Origin of the sequence: Rahnella sp. PAMC25559 (genome assembly GCF_050632365.1) — a bacterium.
Lineage (GTDB): Bacteria > Pseudomonadota > Gammaproteobacteria > Enterobacterales > Enterobacteriaceae > Rahnella > Rahnella rivi.
In genome coordinates this window covers 2,536,036-2,558,127 of the sequence record NZ_CP192543.1, presented here as the reverse complement: position 1 = coordinate 2,558,127, position 22,092 = coordinate 2,536,036, and the positions used below count along the sequence as shown (strand labels likewise).

30 protein-coding genes are annotated in these 22,092 nt (G+C 54.6%); 24 read left to right on the top strand and 6 right to left on the bottom strand.

Translation table 11 applies throughout. The annotated features are described in order from the left end of the window. From ACQZQY_RS13175 to ACQZQY_RS13135, 9 genes are all read left to right on the top strand, one after another. Nucleotides 1–657, top strand: a complete 657-nt coding sequence (locus ACQZQY_RS13175; RefSeq protein ID WP_431295757.1) for a terminase endonuclease subunit — start codon at nucleotides 1–3, stop codon at nucleotides 655–657. A 95-nt stretch (nucleotides 658–752) separates the two neighbouring features. Further along, the gene (locus ACQZQY_RS13170) at nucleotides 753–1,223 is read left to right on the top strand and encodes a head completion/stabilization protein (protein WP_131694539.1); all 471 of its coding nucleotides are present in this window, start codon (nucleotides 753–755) and stop codon (nucleotides 1,221–1,223) included. Further along, a complete protein-coding gene (locus ACQZQY_RS13165) occupies nucleotides 1,223–1,426 on the top strand; it encodes a tail protein X (protein ID WP_120506017.1) in 204 nt (67 codons plus the stop codon). The genes ACQZQY_RS13170 and ACQZQY_RS13165 overlap by 1 nt, the downstream gene beginning before the upstream one ends. Nucleotides 1,427–1,431: 5 nt before the next feature. Continuing rightward, nucleotides 1,432–1,641: a phage holin gene (locus ACQZQY_RS13160; protein WP_047609759.1), complete on the top strand. Its 210-nt coding sequence runs from the start codon at nucleotides 1,432–1,434 to the stop codon at nucleotides 1,639–1,641. After that, nucleotides 1,622–2,131 carry a lysozyme gene (locus ACQZQY_RS13155; protein ID WP_431295756.1) on the top strand — a complete coding sequence of 170 codons (510 nt, stop codon included), beginning with the start codon at nucleotides 1,622–1,624 and terminating at the stop codon, nucleotides 2,129–2,131. The genes ACQZQY_RS13160 and ACQZQY_RS13155 overlap by 20 nt, the downstream gene beginning before the upstream one ends. After that, nucleotides 2,131–2,556, top strand: a complete 426-nt coding sequence (gene lysB, locus ACQZQY_RS13150) for an Rz-like lysis system protein LysB (protein ID WP_431295755.1) — start codon at nucleotides 2,131–2,133, stop codon at nucleotides 2,554–2,556. Before ACQZQY_RS13155 ends, lysB begins: the two co-directional genes overlap by 1 nt. Next, nucleotides 2,444–2,689 carry an Rz1-like lysis system protein LysC gene (gene lysC, locus ACQZQY_RS13145; RefSeq protein ID WP_431295754.1) on the top strand — a complete coding sequence of 82 codons (246 nt, stop codon included), beginning with the start codon at nucleotides 2,444–2,446 and terminating at the stop codon, nucleotides 2,687–2,689. The genes lysB and lysC overlap by 113 nt, the downstream gene beginning before the upstream one ends. Next, complete coding sequence (locus tag ACQZQY_RS13140) at nucleotides 2,652–3,119, top strand: phage tail protein (protein WP_431295753.1); 468 nt, start codon at nucleotides 2,652–2,654, stop codon at nucleotides 3,117–3,119. The genes lysC and ACQZQY_RS13140 overlap by 38 nt, the downstream gene beginning before the upstream one ends. Then, nucleotides 3,112–3,570 (top strand): phage virion morphogenesis protein, encoded by a 459-nt coding sequence (locus ACQZQY_RS13135; RefSeq protein WP_431295752.1) that lies wholly within the window; start codon nucleotides 3,112–3,114, stop codon nucleotides 3,568–3,570. The genes ACQZQY_RS13140 and ACQZQY_RS13135 overlap by 8 nt, the downstream gene beginning before the upstream one ends. On the opposite strand, the gene ACQZQY_RS13130 is transcribed toward ACQZQY_RS13135, so the two are convergent. Then, a complete protein-coding gene (locus tag ACQZQY_RS13130) occupies nucleotides 3,561–4,778 on the bottom strand; it encodes a hypothetical protein (protein WP_431295751.1) in 1,218 nt (405 codons plus the stop codon). The genes ACQZQY_RS13135 and ACQZQY_RS13130 overlap by 10 nt on opposite strands. Before the next feature lie 110 nt (nucleotides 4,779–4,888). Between ACQZQY_RS13130 and ACQZQY_RS13125 the strand changes: the two genes are divergently transcribed. From ACQZQY_RS13125 to ACQZQY_RS13065, 13 genes are all read left to right on the top strand, one after another. After that, a complete protein-coding gene (locus ACQZQY_RS13125) occupies nucleotides 4,889–5,530 on the top strand; it encodes a phage baseplate assembly protein V (protein ID WP_431295750.1) in 642 nt (213 codons plus the stop codon). Next, a complete protein-coding gene (locus ACQZQY_RS13120) occupies nucleotides 5,527–5,877 on the top strand; it encodes a GPW/gp25 family protein (RefSeq protein WP_136375978.1) in 351 nt (116 codons plus the stop codon). Before ACQZQY_RS13125 ends, ACQZQY_RS13120 begins: the two co-directional genes overlap by 4 nt. A 3-nt stretch (nucleotides 5,878–5,880) precedes the next feature. Further along, on the top strand, nucleotides 5,881–6,789 hold the full coding sequence (locus ACQZQY_RS13115; protein WP_431295749.1) for a baseplate assembly protein: 909 nt from the start codon (nucleotides 5,881–5,883) through the stop codon (nucleotides 6,787–6,789). Next, nucleotides 6,782–7,309, top strand: a complete 528-nt coding sequence (locus ACQZQY_RS13110) for a phage tail protein I (RefSeq protein WP_390975011.1) — start codon at nucleotides 6,782–6,784, stop codon at nucleotides 7,307–7,309. The genes ACQZQY_RS13115 and ACQZQY_RS13110 overlap by 8 nt, the downstream gene beginning before the upstream one ends. Before the next feature lie 8 nt (nucleotides 7,310–7,317). Next, entirely contained in the window at nucleotides 7,318–10,212 is a 2,895-nt protein-coding gene (locus ACQZQY_RS13105) for a phage tail protein (protein WP_431295748.1), read from the top strand. Then, complete coding sequence (locus tag ACQZQY_RS13100) at nucleotides 10,212–10,724, top strand: tail fiber assembly protein (RefSeq protein WP_431295747.1); 513 nt, start codon at nucleotides 10,212–10,214, stop codon at nucleotides 10,722–10,724. Before ACQZQY_RS13105 ends, ACQZQY_RS13100 begins: the two co-directional genes overlap by 1 nt. A gap of 135 nt (nucleotides 10,725–10,859) precedes the next feature. Then, nucleotides 10,860–12,026, top strand: a complete 1,167-nt coding sequence (locus tag ACQZQY_RS13095) for a phage tail sheath protein (protein ID WP_431295746.1) — start codon at nucleotides 10,860–10,862, stop codon at nucleotides 12,024–12,026. Nucleotides 12,027–12,046: 20 nt separating this feature from the next. Next, the gene (locus ACQZQY_RS13090) at nucleotides 12,047–12,556 is read left to right on the top strand and encodes a phage major tail tube protein (RefSeq protein ID WP_112168785.1); all 510 of its coding nucleotides are present in this window, start codon (nucleotides 12,047–12,049) and stop codon (nucleotides 12,554–12,556) included. Nucleotides 12,557–12,614: 58 nt separating this feature from the next. Continuing rightward, nucleotides 12,615–12,914 carry a phage tail assembly protein gene (locus ACQZQY_RS13085; RefSeq protein WP_181955516.1) on the top strand — a complete coding sequence of 100 codons (300 nt, stop codon included), beginning with the start codon at nucleotides 12,615–12,617 and terminating at the stop codon, nucleotides 12,912–12,914. Nucleotides 12,915–12,946: 32 nt separating this feature from the next. Continuing rightward, on the top strand, nucleotides 12,947–13,066 hold the full coding sequence (locus tag ACQZQY_RS13080) for a GpE family phage tail protein (protein WP_431295745.1): 120 nt from the start codon (nucleotides 12,947–12,949) through the stop codon (nucleotides 13,064–13,066). Continuing rightward, nucleotides 13,059–15,653 carry a phage tail tape measure protein gene (locus ACQZQY_RS13075; RefSeq protein WP_431295744.1) on the top strand — a complete coding sequence of 865 codons (2,595 nt, stop codon included), beginning with the start codon at nucleotides 13,059–13,061 and terminating at the stop codon, nucleotides 15,651–15,653. Before ACQZQY_RS13080 ends, ACQZQY_RS13075 begins: the two co-directional genes overlap by 8 nt. Nucleotides 15,654–15,663: 10 nt before the next feature. Further along, nucleotides 15,664–16,149, top strand: a complete 486-nt coding sequence (locus tag ACQZQY_RS13070) for a phage tail protein (RefSeq protein ID WP_112168783.1) — start codon at nucleotides 15,664–15,666, stop codon at nucleotides 16,147–16,149. Further along, complete coding sequence (locus ACQZQY_RS13065) at nucleotides 16,146–17,309, top strand: phage late control D family protein (RefSeq protein ID WP_431295743.1); 1,164 nt, start codon at nucleotides 16,146–16,148, stop codon at nucleotides 17,307–17,309. The genes ACQZQY_RS13070 and ACQZQY_RS13065 overlap by 4 nt, the downstream gene beginning before the upstream one ends. Before the next feature lie 15 nt (nucleotides 17,310–17,324). Here the strand turns inward: ACQZQY_RS13065 and ACQZQY_RS13060 are convergent, their stop codons facing one another. Continuing rightward, nucleotides 17,325–17,660, bottom strand: coding sequence for a hypothetical protein (locus tag ACQZQY_RS13060; RefSeq protein WP_136375981.1), 336 nt, complete (start codon nucleotides 17,658–17,660; stop codon nucleotides 17,325–17,327). Nucleotides 17,661–17,764: 104 nt separating this feature from the next. On the opposite strand from ACQZQY_RS13060, the gene ACQZQY_RS13055 reads away from it, so the two are divergent. Both ACQZQY_RS13055 and ACQZQY_RS13050 read left to right on the top strand, forming a co-directional pair. Beyond that, nucleotides 17,765–17,986: a DNA-binding transcriptional regulator gene (locus tag ACQZQY_RS13055; RefSeq protein WP_112168840.1), complete on the top strand. Its 222-nt coding sequence runs from the start codon at nucleotides 17,765–17,767 to the stop codon at nucleotides 17,984–17,986. A gap of 137 nt (nucleotides 17,987–18,123) precedes the next feature. Then, nucleotides 18,124–19,179, top strand: coding sequence for a phage integrase (locus ACQZQY_RS13050; protein WP_431295742.1), 1,056 nt, complete (start codon nucleotides 18,124–18,126; stop codon nucleotides 19,177–19,179). A 314-nt stretch (nucleotides 19,180–19,493) separates the two neighbouring features. On the opposite strand, the gene ACQZQY_RS13045 is transcribed toward ACQZQY_RS13050, so the two are convergent. The 4 genes from ACQZQY_RS13045 to ftnA all read right to left on the bottom strand — a co-directional run bounded on the left by ACQZQY_RS13045 (nucleotide 19,494) and on the right by ftnA (nucleotide 21,797). Next, nucleotides 19,494–19,832, bottom strand: a complete 339-nt coding sequence (locus ACQZQY_RS13045) for a YebY family protein (protein ID WP_431297189.1) — start codon at nucleotides 19,830–19,832, stop codon at nucleotides 19,494–19,496. Nucleotides 19,833–19,879: 47 nt separating this feature from the next. Next, on the bottom strand, nucleotides 19,880–20,764 hold the full coding sequence (copD, locus tag ACQZQY_RS13040; protein WP_122095650.1) for a copper homeostasis membrane protein CopD: 885 nt from the start codon (nucleotides 20,762–20,764) through the stop codon (nucleotides 19,880–19,882). A 3-nt stretch (nucleotides 20,765–20,767) separates the two neighbouring features. After that, nucleotides 20,768–21,154, bottom strand: a complete 387-nt coding sequence (gene copC / locus ACQZQY_RS13035) for a copper homeostasis periplasmic binding protein CopC (protein ID WP_217204891.1) — start codon at nucleotides 21,152–21,154, stop codon at nucleotides 20,768–20,770. Nucleotides 21,155–21,290: 136 nt separating this feature from the next. Next, complete coding sequence (ftnA, locus tag ACQZQY_RS13030; RefSeq protein ID WP_056778943.1) at nucleotides 21,291–21,797, bottom strand: non-heme ferritin; 507 nt, start codon at nucleotides 21,795–21,797, stop codon at nucleotides 21,291–21,293. Nucleotides 21,798–22,092: the final 295 nt, after the last annotated feature.

Below are 22,092 nucleotides of genomic sequence, written 5' to 3'. Positions count from 1 at the left end.
ATGACCAGCCCTGCCCGACGTCATTTGTTGCGGCAGTCAGCGATCGAAGCCGCGCAGCAGGATACCAGCCTGCTGCGTCATGCCACCGGCTATGAACTGCTGCTGCAAAAGCTTAATGCTGATCAGAAAGCCCTGAAGAAAGCCTATTCCGCTGAGAAAAAGGCAGAACTCAAACGCAAGATGCTGCCCGAATATGCGCCGTGGGTGGCGGGCGTTCTCGCTGAGGGTAAAGGCGCTCAGGACGCCATCCTGATGACCATCATGATCTGGCGTATTGATGCCGGTGATTATGCCGGTGCGCTGGAAATCGCCCGCTATGCGCTGCATTACAAGCTGGCGATGCCGTTCGGCAAACGTCCTGCTGGTTATGCGCTGGCGGAGGAAATCGCCGACATGAGCACCCGCGCTCATGCTGCCGGTGAGCCGGTCAGTCTCGATGTACTCATGACCACGATGGAACTGACGGAAAGCCAGGACATGCCGGATCAGGTACGCGCCAAGCTGCACAAAATTACCGGTTACCTGTATCGCGACGCGGAGAAACTGCCGCTCGCCCTGCAACACCTGAAACGCGCCTTCCAGCTGAACAGCAACTGCGGCGTCAAAAAGGATATTGAGCGGTTGGAATCAGCCATCAAAAAGGCTGCCAACAGCTAAACAGAACGCGCCCCGCGCCGGACGGCACGCCAGCCGCGACAGGTCTGTGACCTCGTTCAACGCTGGCGTCCACCGTCCCCTATTCAGAGGTCACTATGTCTCTTGTTGTACCTGCACCAAAGCCGGATGCCGCGACGGAACCCGCGATTAAAAACACGCACTTCTGGCCGGATATCAGTCCGGTGGAGTTACGCGACACGCTGCGCCTGGAAGGAACGGTGACCGCCAAACGTCTGCGCGCCGTCATTAAGTACGCTCTGACCGAAGTGAATGCCGAGCTTTACAGCTACCGCGTCGCACAACTGGCTCAGGGATACAAAACTCTCGCTGATGTCCCGGCTGACCAGATTGATGACGAAAGTATCAAAGTCTGTGCCTACCTGCGGGCGGTTTCATCCATTACGGCAGCCATTCTTGCGGAACGATACCCGAACAGTGACACCACCGATGCTGGCAGTAAAAAGGCGGAGATTGTCGAAAGTACGGTTGATGAACTGTGGCGTGATGGCCGCAATGCGATCAGCGATGTCGCCGGTGTGTCGCACTGTGTGATCGGGCTGCTCTGATGAAAGTCTATGCCGAACAGGGCGACACCGTGGATTCGCTCTGCTGGCGTTACTACGGCCGCACCGAGTCGGTGATGGAACAGGTTTACGCGGCTAACGTTGGCTTAGCCGCACAGGGGGCAATTCTGCCCCATGGCTACGCGGTGGAGCTGCCGGATATTACTCAGGCCGCAGTCAGCGAAACCGTCTCACTTTGGGACTGATGACCATGGAGCGCATCACCTCGTTTATCTGTTACTGCGTCGCGGCCTTTCTTGCCTGGCTCGGCGCAATGTCGCCGCAGGATATTGCCTTTTTAGTCGGTGCCGCCGTCGGCGTCGCGACCTTCCTGGTGAACTGGTACTACCGGCGCAAAACTTACCGACTGCTGAAAGCTATGGGCGTCAGAGGAGACATTAATGCAGCCATCAATCGTTAGACGCTGCGCCGTCGCCGCCGTCCTGGCGATTGCCGCAATGCTCCCACAAACGCCAACGTTGAAAACATCCGCCGCCGGTCTGGCACTTATCGCAGATTTTGAAGGCTGCCGCCTGTCGGCGTACCAGTGCAGCGCGGGCGTCTGGACAAACGGCATCGGGCACACGGCGGGCGTGAAGCCGCAGACGCAAATCAGCGAACGTCAGGTCGCCGTGAATCTGGTGGAAGATGTGATGCGGGTGGAGCAAGGCATTGCGCGATGTATGCCGATCGACATGCCGCAGCCGGTTTATGACGCCGTTGCGTCCTTTGCGTTCAACGTCGGCGTGACGGCGGCGTGTAAATCCACCCTGGCGTTTTTCATCAACAAGGGCGAATGGCGAAAAGCCTGCGAACAACTGCCGCGCTGGGTGTTTGTGAACGGCGTGCGCGTCACCGGGCTGGAACGCCGCCGCGGGAATGAGCTTGCCTACTGCCTGCGGGGTGTCTGATGCGCATTTTAATTTTGTTAATGCTGGCCGCGTGCGCGCTGGCGGGGCTGCAAACCTGGCGTATCGGCGGCCTGACTGATAAGGCAGACCAGGCGCAGCGAATCATCGGCACGCTGTCCGCCGGTATCGAAAGCCGCGACAACGCCATTAACCGCCTGAACGATGAAGCCGTGACGCGGGAACGTCAGGAGCAAAGTCTGCGCACCCAGCTCGCACGGGCAAGTCAACAGGCGCGGGATCATGAATATGACATTCAAAGGTTACTCAATGAAAATCAGGAAATGCGCGATTGGTACGCTGCTCCTCTGCCTGATGGTATTGGCCGGATGCACGCGCGTCCCGCCTTTGCCAACGCCGCAGATTATTTACGTTGGCTGTCCGGCGGTGACGAGCTGTCAGATACCGGCAAGCTCACCGGCCACTAACGGCGACTTAAGCGCCGATGTCAGAAACCTGGAGGCCGCGCTAACCGCCTGCGGCCTCCAGGTGGAAGCGGTCAAACAATGCCAGGAGGAACGCCGTGTTAAAACCCGCACAGCTACGAAAAGCCTTAACTGACGCCGTGCCGGTGCTGCAAACCAGCCCCGACCAGCTGCGGATGTTTGTGGACAATGGGCGCATCGTTTCCACGTTAGCCAGCTCGCTGTCGTTTGAATATCAGTATCAGGTCGAACTGTTGATCACCGACTTTACCCAGGACAGCGATCTGATCGTGGTACCCATTCTGGCCTGGCTGCGTGAACATCAGCCGGACATCATGGCGACGCCGGAAAAACAGCAGAATGGGTACACATTTAAGGCCGATATGCTCAATGATGGGAGCTATGACATCGCTATTCATTTGCAGCTCACCGAACGCGTGATCGTCAAACAGATTGATGCCGGTCTGCACGTGGAGCATTTTCCAGAACCGCCGATGCCGGAGCCGGTGGAAAGGCCGCGTGAGCTGTACCTGCACGGCGAGTTAGTGAGCCAGTGGAATGAGTGAACTGTCAGCGTTTGATACCCGCCTGGCGGGGCTGATTGCTGCGCTGTCACCGCAAAGCCGGAAGGCGATGGCGGCGACCATTGCGAAGCGACTGCGCAAACATCAGCAGCAGCGCATTAAGCAGCAGGTCACGCCGGAGGGGCAGCCATTCACTCCGCGACGTCCGCAGCCGTTGCGGGCAAAGAAAGGCCGTATTAAGCGGGAGATGTTTGCCCGATTGCGCACTGCTAAATATATGAAAGCCAAAGGCACGGACAAAGACGCAGTGGTGGAATTTACCGGCCAGGTTCAGCGCATGGCAAAGGTGCATCAGTACGGCCTGCGAGATCGTCCGTCTGTCCGTGCAAAAGAAATGCAGTATCCGGCGCGCCCGCTATTAGGACTGGACGCGGAGGATATGAAGATTGTGGAAGATTCATTGTTGATGTTATTAATATCACATCAACAATGAATCAGTGGATATTTGATATCAAGTAAGTTTTCCTGACTAATAAAATCTGATAATTCTGTTAGAAGCGACCTTTCCAATTCTAAGCTCGGCTCTAACTCAATATTGTAAATATCATTATTTATATTGATGGAAAAATCGATGCAGATGGATTGGAAATCAAGATGTGCATATTTAAATATAACAGAGCGACTCAAATCCACTTGAAGCTCTCTATAACAAGATGGAACATAATTATTATAAGCTTGCAATTCCTCACACTTTATTATTAAATGACTTATGACGTTAACGCATTTTTTATTTTCCTGGTAAATGTTAATTAGAAGAGAGCTTTCAGGGGAGTTTTCGCCCTCTTTTTTAGACTCACCGAGAGAGTAAAAGTGAACAAAAGAACTGTACCAGTCGTCGGGTATCACGAATGGAGCCATAGCTTTATTTTCTGAAAAAATCAACAACGCATCGATCACTTCTGACAGTGTGCGCAATGCTTCATTTATATAAAAAATATTTATCCCGATTGCTTCCCTGTGATAAGTCACGTCAAACTCCTTGATTTCCCCCTCATTTCTAAGGCCTAGTAGCTCATTAAATAGGTTGTAATTTGTTAAAAATGAATTTGCTGAAAATTTATCTTTCACTTGCGATAATTTTTCAAGAATACATTTAAAACTCATGATTAATGATCTAAGAATATTGTCTTTATCTAAATTTGCCTTTCCATTGAACTTGTAAAACCCATTATCAGGGAATATACCTTTATATAAGAAGCTTCTATTTACAAAGCGCATCTTGGAATGCATCTTTCTTTCTAGGTTATCCAACAATGAATTAAACATATCATTATGTATTTTATACATTTCAAAATTCATTAATTCTCTTTCAGAGTGGAGGTGAAGATCATTTTTGTTTTGAATTTCCCTCTGAATTTTAAGTTGTTCTAATCTGTCCTGCTCGCTCTTCTTTTGTTGTTGTAGCAAAAAAATTAGCGTTGCTAAAGATGCAATTGCCCCGAGCAGGGTAAATACACCTGCTAAAAGGGAACCAAAGTCAGCCCAACTTCCTGATTCTTTAGATAGGCTTACATTTATACCTTTTGATAGAAGGCTAAAAAACTCTCCACTCATAGAATAATCATACAACGTTAGAATAATTAATGGAGGTAACACGCCAAAACAAATAATCGCAAACGATAGCATTTTACTTTTGAACATTTAGTTTTTACTCATTAATCAGATTTTTAGTGATTTTATCCTCGTTGTACCAACGATGCCACAATCTAGATAAATTGTATGCCGCCTGACAGGGCGGCATTCTTTTATCCATGAATACATCCATCCTAAACAACGATATTCCGCGCCTGCTGCGCAATTTGATCCGCATTGGCACCGTTGCCGAGGTGGATTTAGATGCGGGCACCTGTCGCGTAAATACCGGCGGCAACGTCACCGACTGGCTGCACTGGCTGACCTCCCGCGCGGGGCGCTCCCGTTCCTGGTGGGCACCGTCCGCCGGTGAGCAGGTTCTGCTGTTCTGCCTGGGCGGCGAGCTGGATACAGCCTTTGTGATGCCCGGCGTTTTCTCTGATGAATTCCCTGCGCCGTCTGCCTCGGCGGATGCCGTACACGTCACTTTCCCCGACGGCGCGGTGATCGAGTACGAACCCAAAACCGGCGCGCTGCTGGCTACCGGCATCAAATCTGCCACGGTGAACGCTGCCGATAAGGTGGCAGTCACTGCTCCGCTGATTACCTGCACGGCGAAAACCCGCATCACGCTCGACACGCCGGAGGTGGTCTGCACGAAAAAGCTCACCACCGGCACTATCGAAATTAAACAGGGCGGCACCATGACCGGCAACCTCACGCATAGCGGCGGCAGCATCACGTCAAACGGCGTTGTTGTGCATACCCATCAACACGGCGGCGTCCAGACGGGCGGCGGCAAAACGCAGGCTCCCTCATGAGTAACGCAAAATACATCGGGCTGGCTCGCGATACGGGGCGCAGCGTCGAAGACCTGGCACACATTCAGCAGTCGGTCAGCGACATTTTGCGCACGCCCGTCGGTTCCCGCGTCATGCGCCGTGACTATGGTTCGCTGCTGTCTGAGCTGACTGACCGCCCGCAGAACGCGGCGCTGCGGCTGCAAATTATGGCGGCCTGTTACAGCGCGATCCTCAAGTGGGAGCCGCGCGTCAGCCTCACCGGCATCACCTTTGAAACGACGTTCGACGGAAAAGCGGTGGTTGAACTCACCGGCATCCGCAAAGACACGTCCGCCGCCATCTCCTTAACCCTTCCAGTGAGCTGAATTATGGCAACGATTGATCTCAGCCAGTTACCCGCCCCCGACGTGGTGGAGGTGCTGGATTATGAAATTCTGCTGGCGGAGCGCAAAGCCACGCTGGTGTCGCTTTACCCCGAAGACCAGCAGGCCGCCATCGCCCGCACGCTGACGCTGGAGTCCGAGCCGATTGTGAAGCTGCTGGAGGAGAACGCCTACCGCGAAGTGATCCTGCGTCAGCGGGTTAACGAGGCGGCGCAGGCCGTGATGCTGGCCTACGCCACCGGCGCAGACCTGGACAACATCGCGGCGACGTTCAGCGTGGAACGCCTGACCATCACGCCTGCGGATACGGTCAGCGTGCCCGCCGTGGCGGCGGTGATGGAAAGCGATGCGGATTTACGTATCCGTGCGCAGCAGGCGTTTGAAGGGCTGAGCGTGGCGGGTCCGGTCGGCGCGTATGAGTATCACGGGCGCTCTGCCGACGGGCGCGTGGCGGACATTTCGGTGATCAGTCCGTCGCCCGCCTGCGTCACTATTTCCGTGCTGGCACAGACCGGCAACGGCACCGCGCCCGCTGACCTGCTGGCGAAAGTGCAGGCCGCGCTCAACGATGAAAACGTGCGCCCCGTAGCCGACCGCGTGACCGTCCAGTCCGCAACCGTCGTGAATTACACCATTGATGCCGTGCTGTATCTGTTCCCTGGTCCCGAAGCCGAACCCATCCGCGAAGCCGCCGAAGCGAAGCTTATTGCCTACACCACCGCGCAGCACCGGCTAGGCCGCGACATCCGGCTGTCGGCCATTTATGCCGCGCTGCACGTTGAGGGTGTCCAGCGGGTAGAGCTGAAAAGCCCGAAGGCCGACATCGAGCTTGATAAAACCCAGGCGTCATTTTGCACCGCCTACACCCTGAAAGTGGGCGGCTACGATGAGTGATCGCCTGCTGCCCGTCGGTTCCTCGGCGCTGGAGGTGGCCGCCGCCGACGCCTGCGCCGCGCTTGAAAACGTGCCGGTGCCGCTGCGGCAGCTCTGGGATCCGCTGACCTGTCCGGCAAAGTTTTTACCTTACCTGGCGTGGGCGCTGTCGGTTGACCGCTGGGATGAAAACTGGCCGGTCGCCACCAAACGCCGCGTCATTCAGTCGGCCTGGTTCATTCACTGCCACAAGGGAACTATCGGTGCCATCCGGCGCGTGGTGGAGCCGCTCGGCTACCTGATCAACGTGACCGAGTGGTGGGAGACGAATGACGAACCGGGGACGTTTCGCCTGGACATCGGCGTGCTGGAAACCGGCATCACTGAAGAAATGTATTTAGAGATGGAGCGGCTGATTGCCGATGCCAAACCCGCAAGCCGTCATCTGATCGGGCTGACCATTACCCAGGATATTAAAGGCGACGTTTACATTGGCGCAGCGCAGTACGTCGGCGAGCTGCTGACCGTTTACCCCGCATAGAGGACGATATGAGCACATTTAAATCCGTTGTCACCACGCTCGGCCAGGCGCGCATCGCGGCGGCCATTGCGGCGGGGACTGACATTAACATTACGCAGCTGGCCGTCGGCGACGGCAACGGCAAGGCAACAACACCTGTTGCCTCACAGACCAAACTGGTTAAAGAGGTCTACCGCACGCCGCTCAACTCATTGAAGCTTGATCCGTCGCACGGAAACTGGGTCATTGCCGAAGCGGTGCTGTCTGCCAGCGTCGGCGGCTTCTGGATGCGCGAAATGGGGTTGTTCAGCAGCGACGGCGCGCTGATTGCCGTCTGCAACATGGCGGACACCTATAAACCGACGCTTGCGGAGGGTTCAGGCCGCACGCAGACGTTGCGCATGGTGATTGCGGTCAGCAACACCGAGGCAATCAGCCTGCTGATCGACGACTCGGTGATTATGGCAACGGAACAGTATGTGAATGACCTGCTGGCCGCGCATGAAAAATCCCGTAACCACCCTGACGGCACCACGACGGCAAAGGGTTTTGTCCAACTGAGCAGCTCGGTCAGCAGTACCAGCGAAGCGCTGGCCGCCACGCCAAAGGCGGTGAAGGCTGTGAATGACAACGCCAATACCCGCGTACCGGCCACCCGTAAGGTGAACAATAAACCGCTGTCTGCGGATATTACCCTGTTACCTGAAGACGTCGGCGCGTTCAGTAACACATTGCCGATTGTTGATAACACCAAAGTCACCAGGCTTTCAGATCCGTCACTGGTTGCGAAATCAGGCGCTGTCACGCTTGCAGGATATTTTGACGATCATCCCCTTGGTGCTAAGCCCAATCAGGCCGCTGATACTCTGGTGACGTTTCGCCGCGCTTACAACGCGGGCGCGGCGCTTACACAGTACCTTCACAGCACAAACGGCACGATCTACGTGCGAACGGGCGCCGCAAGTACCACTGAAGAAAGCGGCTGGTTATGGAAACAGGACGGTGTTACACCGCTGCCGTTCGGATGGCGCAAACTTTACGACACCGCCAACCCGCCGACGGCTTCTGAGGTGGGGGCGCTTCCTGTCGCGTCCGCTGTTCTCGGCACGTCCAATATCAACACGTTTAACCTGGCAAAAATTGGCCTTTACGTGCAAAGCACCGGCGCGAATGCCACGGTCGCGAATGGCTATCCGCCAGGCTCGCAGGCGGCGGGCGTGCTGGAGGTGATGCCCGCGTCCTGGACGGGCGGCGTATTACAGCGTTATACGGTACAAAATACCGGCATGGTGTGGACGCGTGCGCTCAATGCTTCCTGGAATGGCAAGGATGGACCATGGCGCGATTGGGTGCAGGCCAGTTCCGCCGGTTCTGTCGCAGCAAACACGGCGCTCGGTGCTACTGACCTGAACACGGTGGGTTTTGGCCTGTCGGCGGTTCAGGCGGCTGTTTATCACCAGTCAGCGAACGCCTCCGCGACACCTGACAGGAATTATCCGGAAGCCAAAGCGGGCACGCTGTTTGTCACCGGCAGCGCCTACGGCTGTCAGCAGATGTATATCACTTTTGATACCTGTAACGTCTGGATGCGTGGCCTTTCTACCAACTGGAACGGGAAGGATGGACCATGGCGCCCGTGGGTCGCCGTATATGGCACCAACAATAAACCGACTGCCGCAGATGTAGGCGCATGGACGGCAGCGCAAAGTGCCGCCAGTGAAAAGGCGCTGTCTGATGAAATTGCCACGGCCTTTAAAATCCGCACGAACTTAACCGCAGCGGACACCCCGAACATCTTGCGCGGCAGCGGCATGCTTGGGCATTACGGCGTGCCAGGCGTTGCAGCGGCGACGACGGCAAAAGGCTACCCGATGAACGGTTTTGTCGGGGTGATTTTCGTTACCTGGGGTCCGAATGCCACACAGCAAATTGCCTTTAACAGTAACGGGCGGCAGTTCACCCGCTACGCGACCGGAGCTTGGAATGGTGTTGATGGTCCATGGTCTGCCTGGGTTGAGGTGTACAGCCCGAACAACAAACCCACTCCGGCGGATATCGGCGCGGTTCCTGCTGCCGGTGGCAATGTTAGTTATTTAAATAACGCCAGTCATTACGGCACGAAACCTGGAACATGGGAGGGGGCTGGCTCATTTGCCGCTCAGTATAGTAACCCTGTGGCACCCTTCATCATTCCATCAGGTTTTGGTGCGCCTAAAGGTGTGAGTTCATACTCTCCTATCATCAAAGGGATGATTCAAACACAAGGGTTAGGTTGGGCGACAGCAATCAGCTTTGGTGCATATACGACCGGGGGCGGAAATCATGCGCAGGCGTGCATTAATGTCGTTGGTGATAACGGGGTGTCGTCAGCGTGGTTATTCAACCCTAGCGATAGTTCTTTTTATTCTCCTGGTGATATTAAATCGGGGCAATACATCTATGCCACTAAGGACGTGAGCGGTGCGTATATTGCATCAAGAGGCGATATACACGCAGAGATCAACATTAGTAGCAAAGGATTCATTCAGTCTGGTGCGGGGGTTTATGACACACCCGGCGTCAGATGCTACAGCCCTAACTACCAACCAACTCCGGAAGCGGTAAATGCCATTGCGCGCGACGTGTGCAGCGTTGCGGGGTTTGTCTCGGGCAATCCCAATGACGCTTATATGCGTAACTCTACGACTAATGAAGTCGTCATTCTTGCGCGGCGGGATTGGGTAAACGGTAATTTTATTACCGGCCAGCGTCAAGCCTCGGCGCAGTGGTCGGGCTGGATTGGAAACGGATTACAGGTGCCAGCTGGCTGCGTGGTGATTGGTGCCAGAAATAACGGCAGTTCTAACGCATCGAATTTAGGACTTTTGTATGCGGCTGAGCAAATTTGTATTAATGGCAACTGGGTGACAATAGGACTGGTTTAATGATTACTCTCAAAAATTTTCAAATTTATAAATCAACATTACATTCCGGATCATCTGTGCTTTTTTTAAAAGATGAGTCGGGTTTGGATTGGTATGAATCACAAAAAGAGTTCAGCGAAAAAACGCTTAAATTTGTATTTGATAGCAACGGCGTCATTATTTCTTTTGACTATGACGTGTCGAAACTTTGGCCGGTCGGTAATTCAGTTTCTGAGGTATCGACAGTCCCTGATGGTCTAGACATTGCTGGCGGCTGGGTCTTTGATGGCAAAAAGATAACCCGGCGCAAATACACGTCTGATGAATTTATCATTCAAGCCACGCTTAATCGTGATTCGTTGATGTCTGAAGCAACGACAGCAATTGCACCGTTGCAGGACGCCGTTGATATTGACGACGCAACCGACGAAGAGCGGGCGACTCTGCAAGCCTGGAAGAAATACCGCGTTGCGCTGAATCGGCTGGATTTGTCAGCAGCGCCGGATGTTGACTGGCCTACAATGCCTGAATGAACATAGCCCCCTGGAGGGGCTTTTTTGTATCTGGCCTTCACCACGTTGTGCCATTTCCCACACACCCCGCCCGCCGTGCCTGCGCGTACACAACACGCGATGATTGACCTCACCCCAATCACAGGAAAAAACACCATGGCTGATTATCATCACGGTGTGCGCGTTGTTGAAATCAATGACGGCACCCGCGTTATCTCCACCGTTTCCACCGCCATCATCGGGATGGTCTGCACCGCAGCAGATGCGGACGCCGACGCGTTCCCGCTTGATACGCCGGTGCTTATCACCAACGTACTGACCGCCGCCGGCAAGGCCGGTAAAACCGGCACACTCCGCGCCTCACTGATGGCAATTGCCAACCAGGCGAAACCCGTTGTCGTTGTTGTGCGCGTGGCAGAAGGTGACACCGAGGCGGAAACCACCTCGAACATCATCGGCGGCACCGACGCCACCGGCATGTATACCGGCATGAAAGCCCTGCTGTCTGCTCAAACCGAACTCGGCGTAAAGCCGCGCATTCTCGGCGTGCCGGGGCTGGATAATCTGGACGTCGCAACGGCGCTCGGTGCCGTCTGTCAGCAACTGCGCGCCTTTGGCTACGTCAGCGCATACGGCTGCAAAACCGTGTCCGATGCCATCAAGTACCGGGAGAATTTCAGCCAGCGTGAGCTGATGGTTGTCTGGCCGGATTTCGTCGCCTGGAACACCACCACGAACGCCAGCGACATCGCGCCCGCCACCGCCTATGCCCTCGGCCTGCGTGCCAAAATCGACGCCGAAACCGGCTGGCATAAAACCCTGTCAAACGTCGGCATCAACGGCGTCACCGGCCTGTCTGCCAGCGTCTATTGGGATTTGCAGACCACCGGCACCGACGCTGACCTGCTGAACCAGGCGTGCGTCACCACCCTTATCCGCAAAGGCGGCTTTAAGTTCTGGGGGCAGCGCACCTGCTCTGACGATCCCCTGTTTCTGTTTGAGAACTACACCCGCACCGCGCAGGTGCTGGCGGACACCATGGCCGAAGCGCACTTGTGGGCAATGGACAGACCGCTGACTCCGACGCTTATCAAAGACATGATTGCGGGCATTAACGCCAAGCTGCGCGAAATGAAGACCGCCGGTCTGATCATTGACGGCAACTGCTGGTATGACCCCGAGGCGAACACCGTCGAAACGCTGAAAGCGGGCAAGCTGTTCATTGATTACGACTATACGCCGGTGCCGCCGCTGGAAGATTTAACCCTGCGTCAGCGCATCACCGATCAGTACCTGGCGGAGTTCGTTCGCCACGTCCATTAATAGCTAAGAGGCGCTAAACCATGGCACTGCCAAAAAAACTGAAATACCTAAACCTGTTTAACGACGGTCACAACTACGTCGGCGTGGTCAGCGCGCTGACGTTGCCAAAGCTCACCCGCAAGCTGGAGAACTATCGCGGCGGCGGCATGAACGGTGCCGCGCCGATTGACTTCGGGCTGGACGACGACGCGCTGACGCTGGAATGGACGATGGGCGGGCTGGATACGCTGGTGCTCCAGCAGTGGGGGGCGGTTGACGCTACGCCGCTGCGCTTTGCCGGCTCCTTCCAGCAGGACGACACCGGCGAGACGCTCGCGGTGGAAGTCGTGATGCGCGGGCGTCACAAAGAGATTGATTTTGGCGAGTACAAACAGGGCGAAGACACCGAAACCAAAGTGTCCACCCAGTGCACCTATTTCAAGCTGAGCATCAACGGGCAGGACGTGATCGAGGTGGACACCGTGAACATGGTGGAAATCGTCAACGGCACTGACCGCCTGGCGGAGCACCGCAAAAACATCGGCCTGTAACCCCTGAGCGGCGCTGGTTCGCGGCGCTGCTATACCCCTTACGATTTAAGAGAATGTCATGAAACAGATTAATGAAGCCGCTATCGAAAACGAAAACGTCATTACCCTGGAAGAACCGATCACCCGTGGCGAGATGGTGATTAGCCAGGTTGAAATCATCAAACCAAACGCCGGTCATCTACGCGGCATCGGCCTTGCCTCCTTGTCGAATGCGGACGTTGACGCGCTGGTGACGGTGCTGCCGCGCATCACGCTGCCGATCCTCACCAAACAGGAATGCAACGCGCTTTGCCTGCCCGACCTGATCGCCCTGGCGAGCAAGGTGGTCGGTTTTTTATCGCCGAAATCGGAACAGTAAAACTGCCCGCCTCTTTGATAGTTGACGACCTGATGGCTGACATTGCGGCGGTGTTTCACTGGCAGCCCTCGGAACTCTTTGCGATGTCGCTGACCGAGATTTTCGGCTGGCGGCGTCGCGCGTTACTGCGTAGCGGAGCCGAAAGTGAGTAATTTACGATTGCAGGTGCTGCTGAACGCCGTGGATCGGGCGTCGCGCCCTTTCCGCTCGGTGGAAAAAGCCAGTAAGGCACTCAGCGGAAATATCCGCAACACGCAGGACACCCTGCGAAATCTCAACGCGCAGGCGTCGCAAATCGACGGCTTTCGCAAGGCGAGCGCGCAGCTGGCCGTCACCCGTGCCAGCCTGAAAAAAGCCAAAGAGGAAGCCAGCAGGCTGTCGCAGGCGTTTGCCAATACGGCGAACCCGACGGCTAAGCAGACGCGGCTGATGGAGGCCGCCAAGCGCGCCGCCAGCGAATTGCAGGCCAAAGAGAACAGCCTGCGCAACTCCGTGCAGCGGCAGCGCAGCGCGCTGGAGTCGGCGGGGATTTCCACACGTAACCTCGCCGCCGAGCAGCGCCGGTTACGAGCCAGCTCGCAGGAGGCGAACGCCACGCTTGCCCGTCAGCGAGAGGAGCTGGCACGGCTGAACCGGCAGCAGCAGCGGCGGGACAACAGCCGCAGGCGTTTTCAGGCAACCCAGCGCGCAGGCGACACCATCCGAAATAACGGCGCGGTAGCGATGGGCGTGGGTTCGGCGGCGCTGTATGCAGAGGGGAAATTTATCGCCCCAGGCATCACTTTTGATAAAGAGATGTCCGGCACGCAGGCGATCCTCGGGCTGGATAAAACCGACAAAAAGCTGGCGGCTATCCGGCAGCAGGCGCGCGATATCGGCGGAAGTACGGCATTTTCTCCGATGGACGTTGCGCGCACGCAGGGCGTACTTGCCCGCTCCGGCTATAACGCCGACTCCATTCTCAGCTCAACCGAATCCACGGTGAACCTCTCGCTGGCTTCGGGGATTGATATCGCCGACGCCGCCGACATCGTCACTAACATGCAGTCTGCGTTCAACATCCCGATGGATCAGATTAAGCGCGTCTCTGACGTGATGACCAAAGGGTTTACCAGCTCTAACACCAACCTGATTGAGCTGGGCGAAGCGATGAAATACGTGGCACCTATCGCCCAGGCAGCGGGTGCCAGTATCGAGGACACTACCGCGATGCTCGGCGTGCTGGCGGATAACGGAATCAAAGGCAGCATGGCGGGCACCGGTGCCAGCGCGATGTTTAGCCGGTTGCAGGCACCGACGGGGCAGTCACCGGCGGCGCTGAAGGAGCTGGGGATCAGCACGCGGGATAAGAAAGGCAACATGCTGCCTATTCAAAAAATCCTTACCGACATCAACGCCTCATTCAAAAGAAACAAGCTCGGGACGGCGCAGCAGGCCGAATACCTGAAAGTGATCTTCGGTGAAGAGGCGATGAAAGGCGCGGTGAAACTGGTGGAGGCCGCAGGCAACGGCAGGCTGACCGAAAAGAAAACCGCGCTGGAAAACTCGCGGGGATCGGCGGCGTCGGTCGCGAAAGTGCAGACTGATAACCTCGACGGTGACCTGAAAAACATGCAGTCCGCGTTTGAGGATTTGCAGATCGAAACCTTTGATAAACAGGACTCCAGCCTGCGAAAGCTGACGCAATCCGCGACTGACTGGCTCGGCAACGTGGGCAAATGGGTGAAGGCCAACCCGAAGCTGACCGGCACTATCGTTAAGTCAGCGCTGGCGGTGACGAGCCTGGTTGTCGGCCTCGGCGTGCTGGGCGTGGTGGTCGGTCCGGTCGTGAAAGGCCTGGGTTATATCGGCATGGCACTGAAAGGCGTGGGCACCGCGCTGCTGTGGATGGGACGCGCCGCGATGGCAAACCCGCTGCTGGCCGTGGTCGCACTGATCGCGATGGCGGCGATTTATATCTGGGCGAACTGGAGCACGCTGGAGCCGAAGTTTAAAAAGATGTGGGACGCGATTGCCGCCTGGACGACCGAAGCCTGGGCAACCATCACCGACTGGCTGACCGGCACCTGGAACAGCATCGTTGCCGGTGTGCAGGGATTATCGGATAAGTTCGCAGCGGTCTGGACGGGCATTAAAGACGGGGCAAAAGCGGGGTTTGCGGCCTATATCGATTTCCTCAAGTCTTTTGGGCAGAAGATTTTCGACGTGGTGAAAAGCCTGCCAGGTAAATTTAAAGAGGCGGGCAGCAATATGATCACCGCGCTGATGGACGGAATTGCCGCGAAGTGGCAGGCGCTGAAAGACAAGCTTTCCAGCATGACCGATTTCCTGCCGGACTGGATGAAATCGGACGGCGATAAAACCATTTCGGTGAGCGTCAGCAACGGACTGCCGAAACCGGCGGAAGGGCTTTCTTCCCCTGCGCAGTTTTATGGCACCGGCGGCGAGGCTTACGGCTATGCGGGCATGTTCGACAAAGGCGGCGACATTGCCGCCGGTGAGGTCGGCATTGTGGGCGAGAACGGCGCGGAGCTGGTACGTGGTCCGGTAAGCGTCACGGGGCGTCGTGATACGGCGGCGCTGATGCGGAATCAGGCACCGGCTGCCGCCCCCACTTTCAACGTCTACGCCGCGCCCGGGCAAAGTGCGAAGGATGTCGCCGCCGAGGCAATGCGTTTATTTGAAGATTACATGCGCCGCCAGCGTTCTGCGGCGCGAAGCTCAATGAATTACGGCTAAGGAGGTTTCTATGATGCTGGCTTTGGGGATGTTCGTGTTTATGCTGCAAACCCTGCCCTATCAGAGTTTGCAACGCTCGGCGGAATACCGCTGGCCGACCAATGACCGGATCGGCCTGCGCGCCGCGCCGCAGTTTCTCGGGCAAGGAGATGAAAAAATCACCCTGACCGGCACGCTGCTGCCGGAAATCACCGGCGGCAGGCTGAGCCTTGACGCGCTGCGCCTGATGGCCGATCAAGGCCGCGCCTGGTCGCTGATTGGCGGCAACGGTGCGATTTACGGGATGTTCGTGGTGGAAAGCCTCAGTGACGAACATTCGGAGTTTTTCGCTAACGGTGCCGCCCGCAAAATTGAGTTTACGCTGAGCCTCAAGCGGGTGGACGAAAGCCTGACCGCCATGTTCGGCGATATCAAAACTCAGGCCGACGGCCTTCTGGATCAGGCGGGCGGGATTGCCAGCAATGCGCAGAAGTATGCTGGCGGGCTGATGTCATGATGTCCACGATCGCAATGGATAACGGCGCACAGATTGCGCCGGACTACATGGTTAAACTCGCCGGTTCAGACATCACCGCAGATATCAGCAGGCGACTTATTTCGCTGTCGCTGACCGACAACCGCGGCTTTGAGGCTGATCAGCTCGACATCGAGCTGGACGACGCGGACGGCCTGATGCAGATGCCTCCTCGCGGCGCGGTGCTAAGCGTCTTTCTGGGCTGGAAAGGTCAGGCGCTGTTCCATAAGGGGGAGTTTACGGTGGACGAAGTGGAGCATCGGGGCGCGCCGGATACGCTGACGCTGCGCGCCCGCAGCGCGGACTATCGTGGCAGCCTGAATTCCCGCCGCGATCAGTCCTATCACGACACGACGCTGGAGGCGATTGTCTCCGCCGTGTCGGCGCGCAACAGTCTTGAGCCCGCTGTCGCCGAGTCGCTCAAGGGTGTGAAGGTTTCGCACATTGACCAGACGCAGGAAACCGACGCGGCTTTTATCACCCGTCTGGCCGAGCTGAACGGCGGGGTTGTCGCCATCAAGGCCGGTAAACTGATTTTTATTAAGCCAGGCTCAGCCCTCACCGCCAGTGGCAAACCAATCCCACAAATGACGCTGACCCGCAGCGACGGCGACGGCCATACGTTCAATATTGCTGACCGTGATGCTTACACCGGCGTATCAGCAACCTGGCTGCATACCAAAGAACCAAAGCCCAAAAGGGTAAAGGTACAGCGGAAGAAAAAAGAAAAGCACCTGCGCGCCCTGCAACATCCGGCGGCTAAAAAGACCACGGCTAAAGTGCAGAAAACTCAGGAGGCAAAGGAAGGTGAATATCTGGCCGGCAGTGATGAAAACGTGTTTGCGCTGACGACAGTCTACGCCACGCAGAAGGCCGCGATGCGGGCGGCACAGGCCAAATGGGACAAGCTACAGCGTGGCGTCGCACAGTTTTCTATCTCACTGGCTCGCGGACGTGCCGACCTGTTCCCCGAAACCCCGCTGGCGGTGTCAGGCTTTAAAGCAGTGATCGACGCGCAGCCGTGGATAATCAGCAAGGTCACGCACAGCCTGAACAATGGCGGCTATACGACAGGGCTGGAACTGGAGGTGCTGCTGTCAGATGTGAGTTATGAGGCCTCGGAAAGTGGCGAGGCGTATTAGCGCCTCGTTCTTTTGTCAAGATTTTGGTGTAAACACCCACTCACCCGGTGAAGAGTATTCGGTACCATCATCATCCATAACTTTCGCATTTAGAACTTTAGCGACTTCAAGCATTTTCAAATACAAGGCTGTATCAGGCCATTTCGTTGAGATATTGCCATTACCCCACTCAAGCCATGATTCTGGATAAGCGCTTTCACCAGACCATAATGCAAAGAACTCACCATTTGGCTCATAAATGGAAAACTCAGGATCGGCATTAACAACATTCAACCATTCTTCGCTGGAAATCTGACTATCTTCATTATCAGCCCAGAACTCAGCACGTGTGATATGAAACTCGACGCCCACTGCAACCTCTTTGTTTAATGTAAAACACTGTAATAGCGAGTGTATGATTTTCGAAATAACATACAATGATTGAATCTGATTTAAATGATTATATGGTGATTATTATGATGCATTGCCCCAAATGCCAGCACGCAGCTCACGCCCGTTCAAGCCGTTACCTCAGCACCAATACCAAAGAGCGTTATCACCAGTGTCAGAATATCAATTGCAGTTGCACGTTCAAAACTCATGAAACGATCGCCGATATTATTGTTGAGCCAGGAACCGTCCATGCCGTGCTGCTGCATCCGGATAAACATAGCCAGCAGTCGTTGCAAATGCACTGAGACGAAGCCCGCGAAAGCGGGTTTTACTTTCATAGATTCAGTGAATTAATCCCCTTACATGTATACGACTGACTAAATCAAACATTTACACTGTTTTTATATACAGTAAAATTCGCATTCTCAAAAAGGAGGATGTGATGAGTGTAAGAAAACTGTCTACAGGCAAATGGTTATGTGAATGCTACCCGAACGGGAGTGGAGGTAAGCGATGCCGCAGGCAGTTTGATACCAAAGGTGAAGCCGTTGCCTTTGAAACTTACACCATGGATCAGGCAAAGAACAAACCGTGGTTGGGTGAGAAAGAAGACCTGCGGAAGCTGAGCGAACTGGTCGATCTCTGGTACAGCCTGCACGGCTGCTCTCTGAATGATAAGAAGGGGCGGTTGGGCAAACTGAAGATTATCAGCGCGGGAATGGGTGACCCGATAGCCAGTACCATCACGCCGAGAGACTGGGCGCATTATCGCGATCAGCGACTGCGCGGTGAGATTGATAATGGCTACAGTACCAGTCTGGCGACCCGTAAAGTGTCAACCGGCACGGTTAACTGTGAGCACGCTTTCCTGCGGGCTGTATTCAACGAGCTGAAACGCCTGGGAGAATGGTCGCTGCCAAACCCTCTCGAGAATATCCGCGAGTTTGATCAGCCGGAACGCGAAATGGCATGGCTGAACCAGGGACAAATTCTGCGGCTCATGGCGGCCTGTGAAGAGCATGGGAATGATGAATTAACGCTGATCGTTAAACTCTGCCTTTCGACCGGCGCACGCTGGAACGAGGTCGCCAAAATCAAAAGCTCGCAGATCTCCCCGTACAAACTCACCTTCATCAATACCAAAGGTAAAAAGAATCGTACCGTTCCCCTCGCCCGCCCGCTGTATGACGAATTGATCGCCCGCAAAGGTGTGCCCTTCTCGCCCTGCTATAAGCAGTTCTATCGGGTGATCAGGCTGGCGGGCATCGAACTTCCAGAAGGTCAGATGACGCACGTTCTAAGGCACACGTTTGCCAGTCACTTCATGATGGCCGGCGGCAATATCATCGTGTTGCAGCGCATCCTCGGGCACTCAGATATCCGCGTCACGATGCGTTACGCACACTTCGCTCCCGATCACCTGGAAGACGCTATTTACATGAATCCGCTGGCTCAAATCAGTGGCGATAAAATGGCGATGGAGAATCCAAATGAGTAACATTGCGGGTAAGTGAGAATAGCCTAAGTGATTGTTTTTATTATAAGTGGTTGATTTTAAAAACAGGCAAAAAAAAGACCGAATACGATTCCTATATTCGGTCTAGGGAAATGGCTCTTGGGAGAGAGCCGTGCGCTAAAAGTTGGCATTAATGCAGGCTGTTAAGCCGTACAATGTAAAGGATAGCCGACAGCTGACTATTTTCCACTCAACTCGTAACACAGTGATAATAACAATGCTGTATTATTTTCATTATGTGACAACATTCGCAAAGCATGAGTTTAACAACAGTCACTTATTAGCCGCACAGCAACTCAGCAGAGTGATTCCGCTTTGGTGATAAATGGCGCGAGGCTCATTTTTTGTCCCGGATTCTGCGGGTCATCAAGCCAGATTTTTTCAAGCGGAACCGCCTGGACCTGACGATTTTTCACCTGTTCTTTCGCCACATCGTTCAAAGGATATTGCGCCAGTGTGCTGTCGTTGATCACATATAACGCCTGGCCGGGACGGCACTGCAGCATCACCTCTTCCCGGGTGAAAGCCCATGCCTTGCCGTATTGTAAACGGCTGACGGTTTCCAGTTGTGGCGCGGCCAGACTGCTGGCGGACAAGGTCAGCAATACGCAGGCAAGCAGTGATTTCCTCATGATATTTCCTCGGTAATAATTTTATTCTTAATACGTTATTAATAACTGTTTCAGCGCGGTGCCAGCGTAGCAAAAAGGCTCACCAGCAGCAGAACGATCAACGCCAGAGCCCATTCTATCCGGGTCATCAGCACGAAACGTCGTTCGGCCTGCTCGGGTTCTTTGCTCATCAGTGGTACCAGATGATAACGGTTATATACGGCGACGGCGGCCATTATGCCAACCAGCACGATTTTGATCTCGAGCAGACACTGGTAAAGCGAGGTCATATCCGTCGGCCAGCGTTGCAGGATAATGGCAGTGTTGGCGATGCCGGTCAGTATCACCAGCGCGACTGCCGCGTGGCCCCAGGTCGAAAAGCGGATAAGCGTGGCAATAGCGTAAGGCCGGACTTCAGGTTTTCGGGCGTAGAACATGCATGTCAGCAGCGGGAGCAAACAACCAAACCAGTAGGCGGCGCTAAGCAGATGAACCATATGATTGAGGCGTTGCACCAGCCCTAATAACCCCTGATGCATGGCGGCATGGCCTATCAGCGCCTGACTGAGCAGCAGGCCTAGCGAGCACAGAAATACCAGCAGGTTGCGAACCGGAAGCCAGTCCATCAGTAACACCAGCAGCAGCGCGGCAGTCAGCAACAAGTGCCAGCGCCATACTTCGCCAAAAGTGGTGGTCAGCACCAGCAACCAGACATTCAGGTTCAGGCCATCACTCCAGCCATTGCCCATCAGCGCAGCCTGAATCGCCAGCATTCCGACAGACGTGATCGCGGCGACCACGCCGGACCACATCATCAGGGTCTGATTTCTTTGCAGTAACATCCCCGAAAAGCCGGCAGGCGCCAGCAGGGAGCAAAACACACTCAACCCGAAAATTTGCATCAGCGACGCAAAGTGGGCAAACCGGCACAGGACGAACAGTGCAGTCAGGCTCATAACTTATTTAACGGTAAAACTGTAGTTACCGTGGGTTTTATGACCGTCAACTGATACCACGTTCCACGACACCGTATATTTGCCGGATGTCAAAGCCTCTGGCAGAGGAACGACCGCCTGAGTATTGTCATTGGCAGCCAGTGTCATCGCCCCGGTTTTAACGGCTTTTTTGGCGGCGTCTGCCAGGGTAATTTTGCTGAAGTTCGGTTCGATACCTTCACTGAACCCAAGAGAGAGTTCGGTCGGGCTGGCAGTCAGAACGGCGTTCGCAGCGGGAGTTTGGGTTTTAAGATGTGCATGCGCGAGGGCTTGCTGTGAGATAAATCCGCTCAGCAATACGGCTGAGACTGCCATGGCACGGCAAAGAGAGGAGGTTTTTTTCAACACGATAGTTCCTTGGCTTGCGTAATGATGAATTTATAACGCCGCCACTTTATCGCAATCCCATGTAAAACGTTTGTCATAAATGCATAAAAAAACGCAGAAGCCGGAGCATTCTGCGTTTTATGACCATCACAAACCGGGTTTATACGGCCGGGGCTTGTGCCGCCATGGTTTTAAGATCTTTATCGACAAAGAACAAGCCGTTGCCGGTGTTGCTGACCAGAGCCAGTTTATCGAGAACGGATTTGAACAAGGTTTCTTCTTCATGCTGCTCTGCCACATACCATTGCAGGAAGTGGAAGGAAGAATAGTCTTTCAGCGTCATCGCCAGATCGGCCAGTTCGTTGATTTTTTGTGTGATCAGTTGCTCATGCTCATAGGTCTGCATGAACAGATCAGACAGGGATTCGAAGCTGACCGGCGGTGCGGCGATAGCGCCCAGCAGCGGCAATGCACCTGTATCACTGACATATTTGAACAGGCGGTGCATGTGATCCATTTCTTCCATCGAGTGCTTTTTCAGAAACGCTGCCGCGCCTTCGTAGCCTTTGTCACTGCACCATGCACTCATCTGCAAATATAAATTGGCTGAATAAAATTCAAGGTTCAGCTGTTCATTAAGCTGATCGATCATTTCTTTTTTAAGCATGATGCGGCTCCATAAAATAATTAAGGCAGGCGGATGTGTTTATTTACCCGCATTATGCCCGTATCAATACAAAATAAAAACAGCCAATTCACATTATTATCCATACAGGCAACATTTAAAATTAATTCATTGATATACCTGGCTTTATTTTTATCGAAAATATCCAATAATGATAACCATTAACATCTAAATGTATATTAAAAAGAATCATTCCTATTCGCAAAATTAATTAAAAGCATGTTGATGAATATAATTATCACTTCCATAACCTGAATAGTTCTTATTTACTTAAATT

Coding starts and splice junctions, on each gene's coding strand:
- ACQZQY_RS13175 (WP_431295757.1), top strand. CDS start 1: ATGACCAGCCCTGCCCGACGTCATTTGTTGCGGCAGTCAGCGATCGAA.
- ACQZQY_RS13170 (WP_131694539.1), top strand. CDS start 753: ATGTCTCTTGTTGTACCTGCACCAAAGCCGGATGCCGCGACGGAACCC.
- ACQZQY_RS13165 (WP_120506017.1), top strand. CDS start 1,223: ATGAAAGTCTATGCCGAACAGGGCGACACCGTGGATTCGCTCTGCTGG.
- ACQZQY_RS13160 (WP_047609759.1), top strand. CDS start 1,432: ATGGAGCGCATCACCTCGTTTATCTGTTACTGCGTCGCGGCCTTTCTT.
- ACQZQY_RS13155 (WP_431295756.1), top strand. CDS start 1,622: ATGCAGCCATCAATCGTTAGACGCTGCGCCGTCGCCGCCGTCCTGGCG.
- lysB (WP_431295755.1), top strand. CDS start 2,131: ATGCGCATTTTAATTTTGTTAATGCTGGCCGCGTGCGCGCTGGCGGGG.
- lysC (WP_431295754.1), top strand. CDS start 2,444: ATGGTATTGGCCGGATGCACGCGCGTCCCGCCTTTGCCAACGCCGCAG.
- ACQZQY_RS13135 (WP_431295752.1), top strand. CDS start 3,112: ATGAGTGAACTGTCAGCGTTTGATACCCGCCTGGCGGGGCTGATTGCT.
- ACQZQY_RS13130 (WP_431295751.1), bottom strand. CDS start 4,778: ATGTTCAAAAGTAAAATGCTATCGTTTGCGATTATTTGTTTTGGCGTG.
- ACQZQY_RS13125 (WP_431295750.1), top strand. CDS start 4,889: ATGAATACATCCATCCTAAACAACGATATTCCGCGCCTGCTGCGCAAT.
- ACQZQY_RS13120 (WP_136375978.1), top strand. CDS start 5,527: ATGAGTAACGCAAAATACATCGGGCTGGCTCGCGATACGGGGCGCAGC.
- ACQZQY_RS13115 (WP_431295749.1), top strand. CDS start 5,881: ATGGCAACGATTGATCTCAGCCAGTTACCCGCCCCCGACGTGGTGGAG.
- ACQZQY_RS13110 (WP_390975011.1), top strand. CDS start 6,782: ATGAGTGATCGCCTGCTGCCCGTCGGTTCCTCGGCGCTGGAGGTGGCC.
- ACQZQY_RS13105 (WP_431295748.1), top strand. CDS start 7,318: ATGAGCACATTTAAATCCGTTGTCACCACGCTCGGCCAGGCGCGCATC.
- ACQZQY_RS13100 (WP_431295747.1), top strand. CDS start 10,212: ATGATTACTCTCAAAAATTTTCAAATTTATAAATCAACATTACATTCC.
- ACQZQY_RS13095 (WP_431295746.1), top strand. CDS start 10,860: ATGGCTGATTATCATCACGGTGTGCGCGTTGTTGAAATCAATGACGGC.
- ACQZQY_RS13090 (WP_112168785.1), top strand. CDS start 12,047: ATGGCACTGCCAAAAAAACTGAAATACCTAAACCTGTTTAACGACGGT.
- ACQZQY_RS13085 (WP_181955516.1), top strand. CDS start 12,615: ATGAAACAGATTAATGAAGCCGCTATCGAAAACGAAAACGTCATTACC.
- ACQZQY_RS13080 (WP_431295745.1), top strand. CDS start 12,947: ATGGCTGACATTGCGGCGGTGTTTCACTGGCAGCCCTCGGAACTCTTT.
- ACQZQY_RS13070 (WP_112168783.1), top strand. CDS start 15,664: ATGATGCTGGCTTTGGGGATGTTCGTGTTTATGCTGCAAACCCTGCCC.
- ACQZQY_RS13065 (WP_431295743.1), top strand. CDS start 16,146: ATGATGTCCACGATCGCAATGGATAACGGCGCACAGATTGCGCCGGAC.
- ACQZQY_RS13055 (WP_112168840.1), top strand. CDS start 17,765: ATGATGCATTGCCCCAAATGCCAGCACGCAGCTCACGCCCGTTCAAGC.
- ACQZQY_RS13050 (WP_431295742.1), top strand. CDS start 18,124: ATGAGTGTAAGAAAACTGTCTACAGGCAAATGGTTATGTGAATGCTAC.
- copD (WP_122095650.1), bottom strand. CDS start 20,764: ATGAGCCTGACTGCACTGTTCGTCCTGTGCCGGTTTGCCCACTTTGCG.
- ftnA (WP_056778943.1), bottom strand. CDS start 21,797: ATGCTTAAAAAAGAAATGATCGATCAGCTTAATGAACAGCTGAACCTT.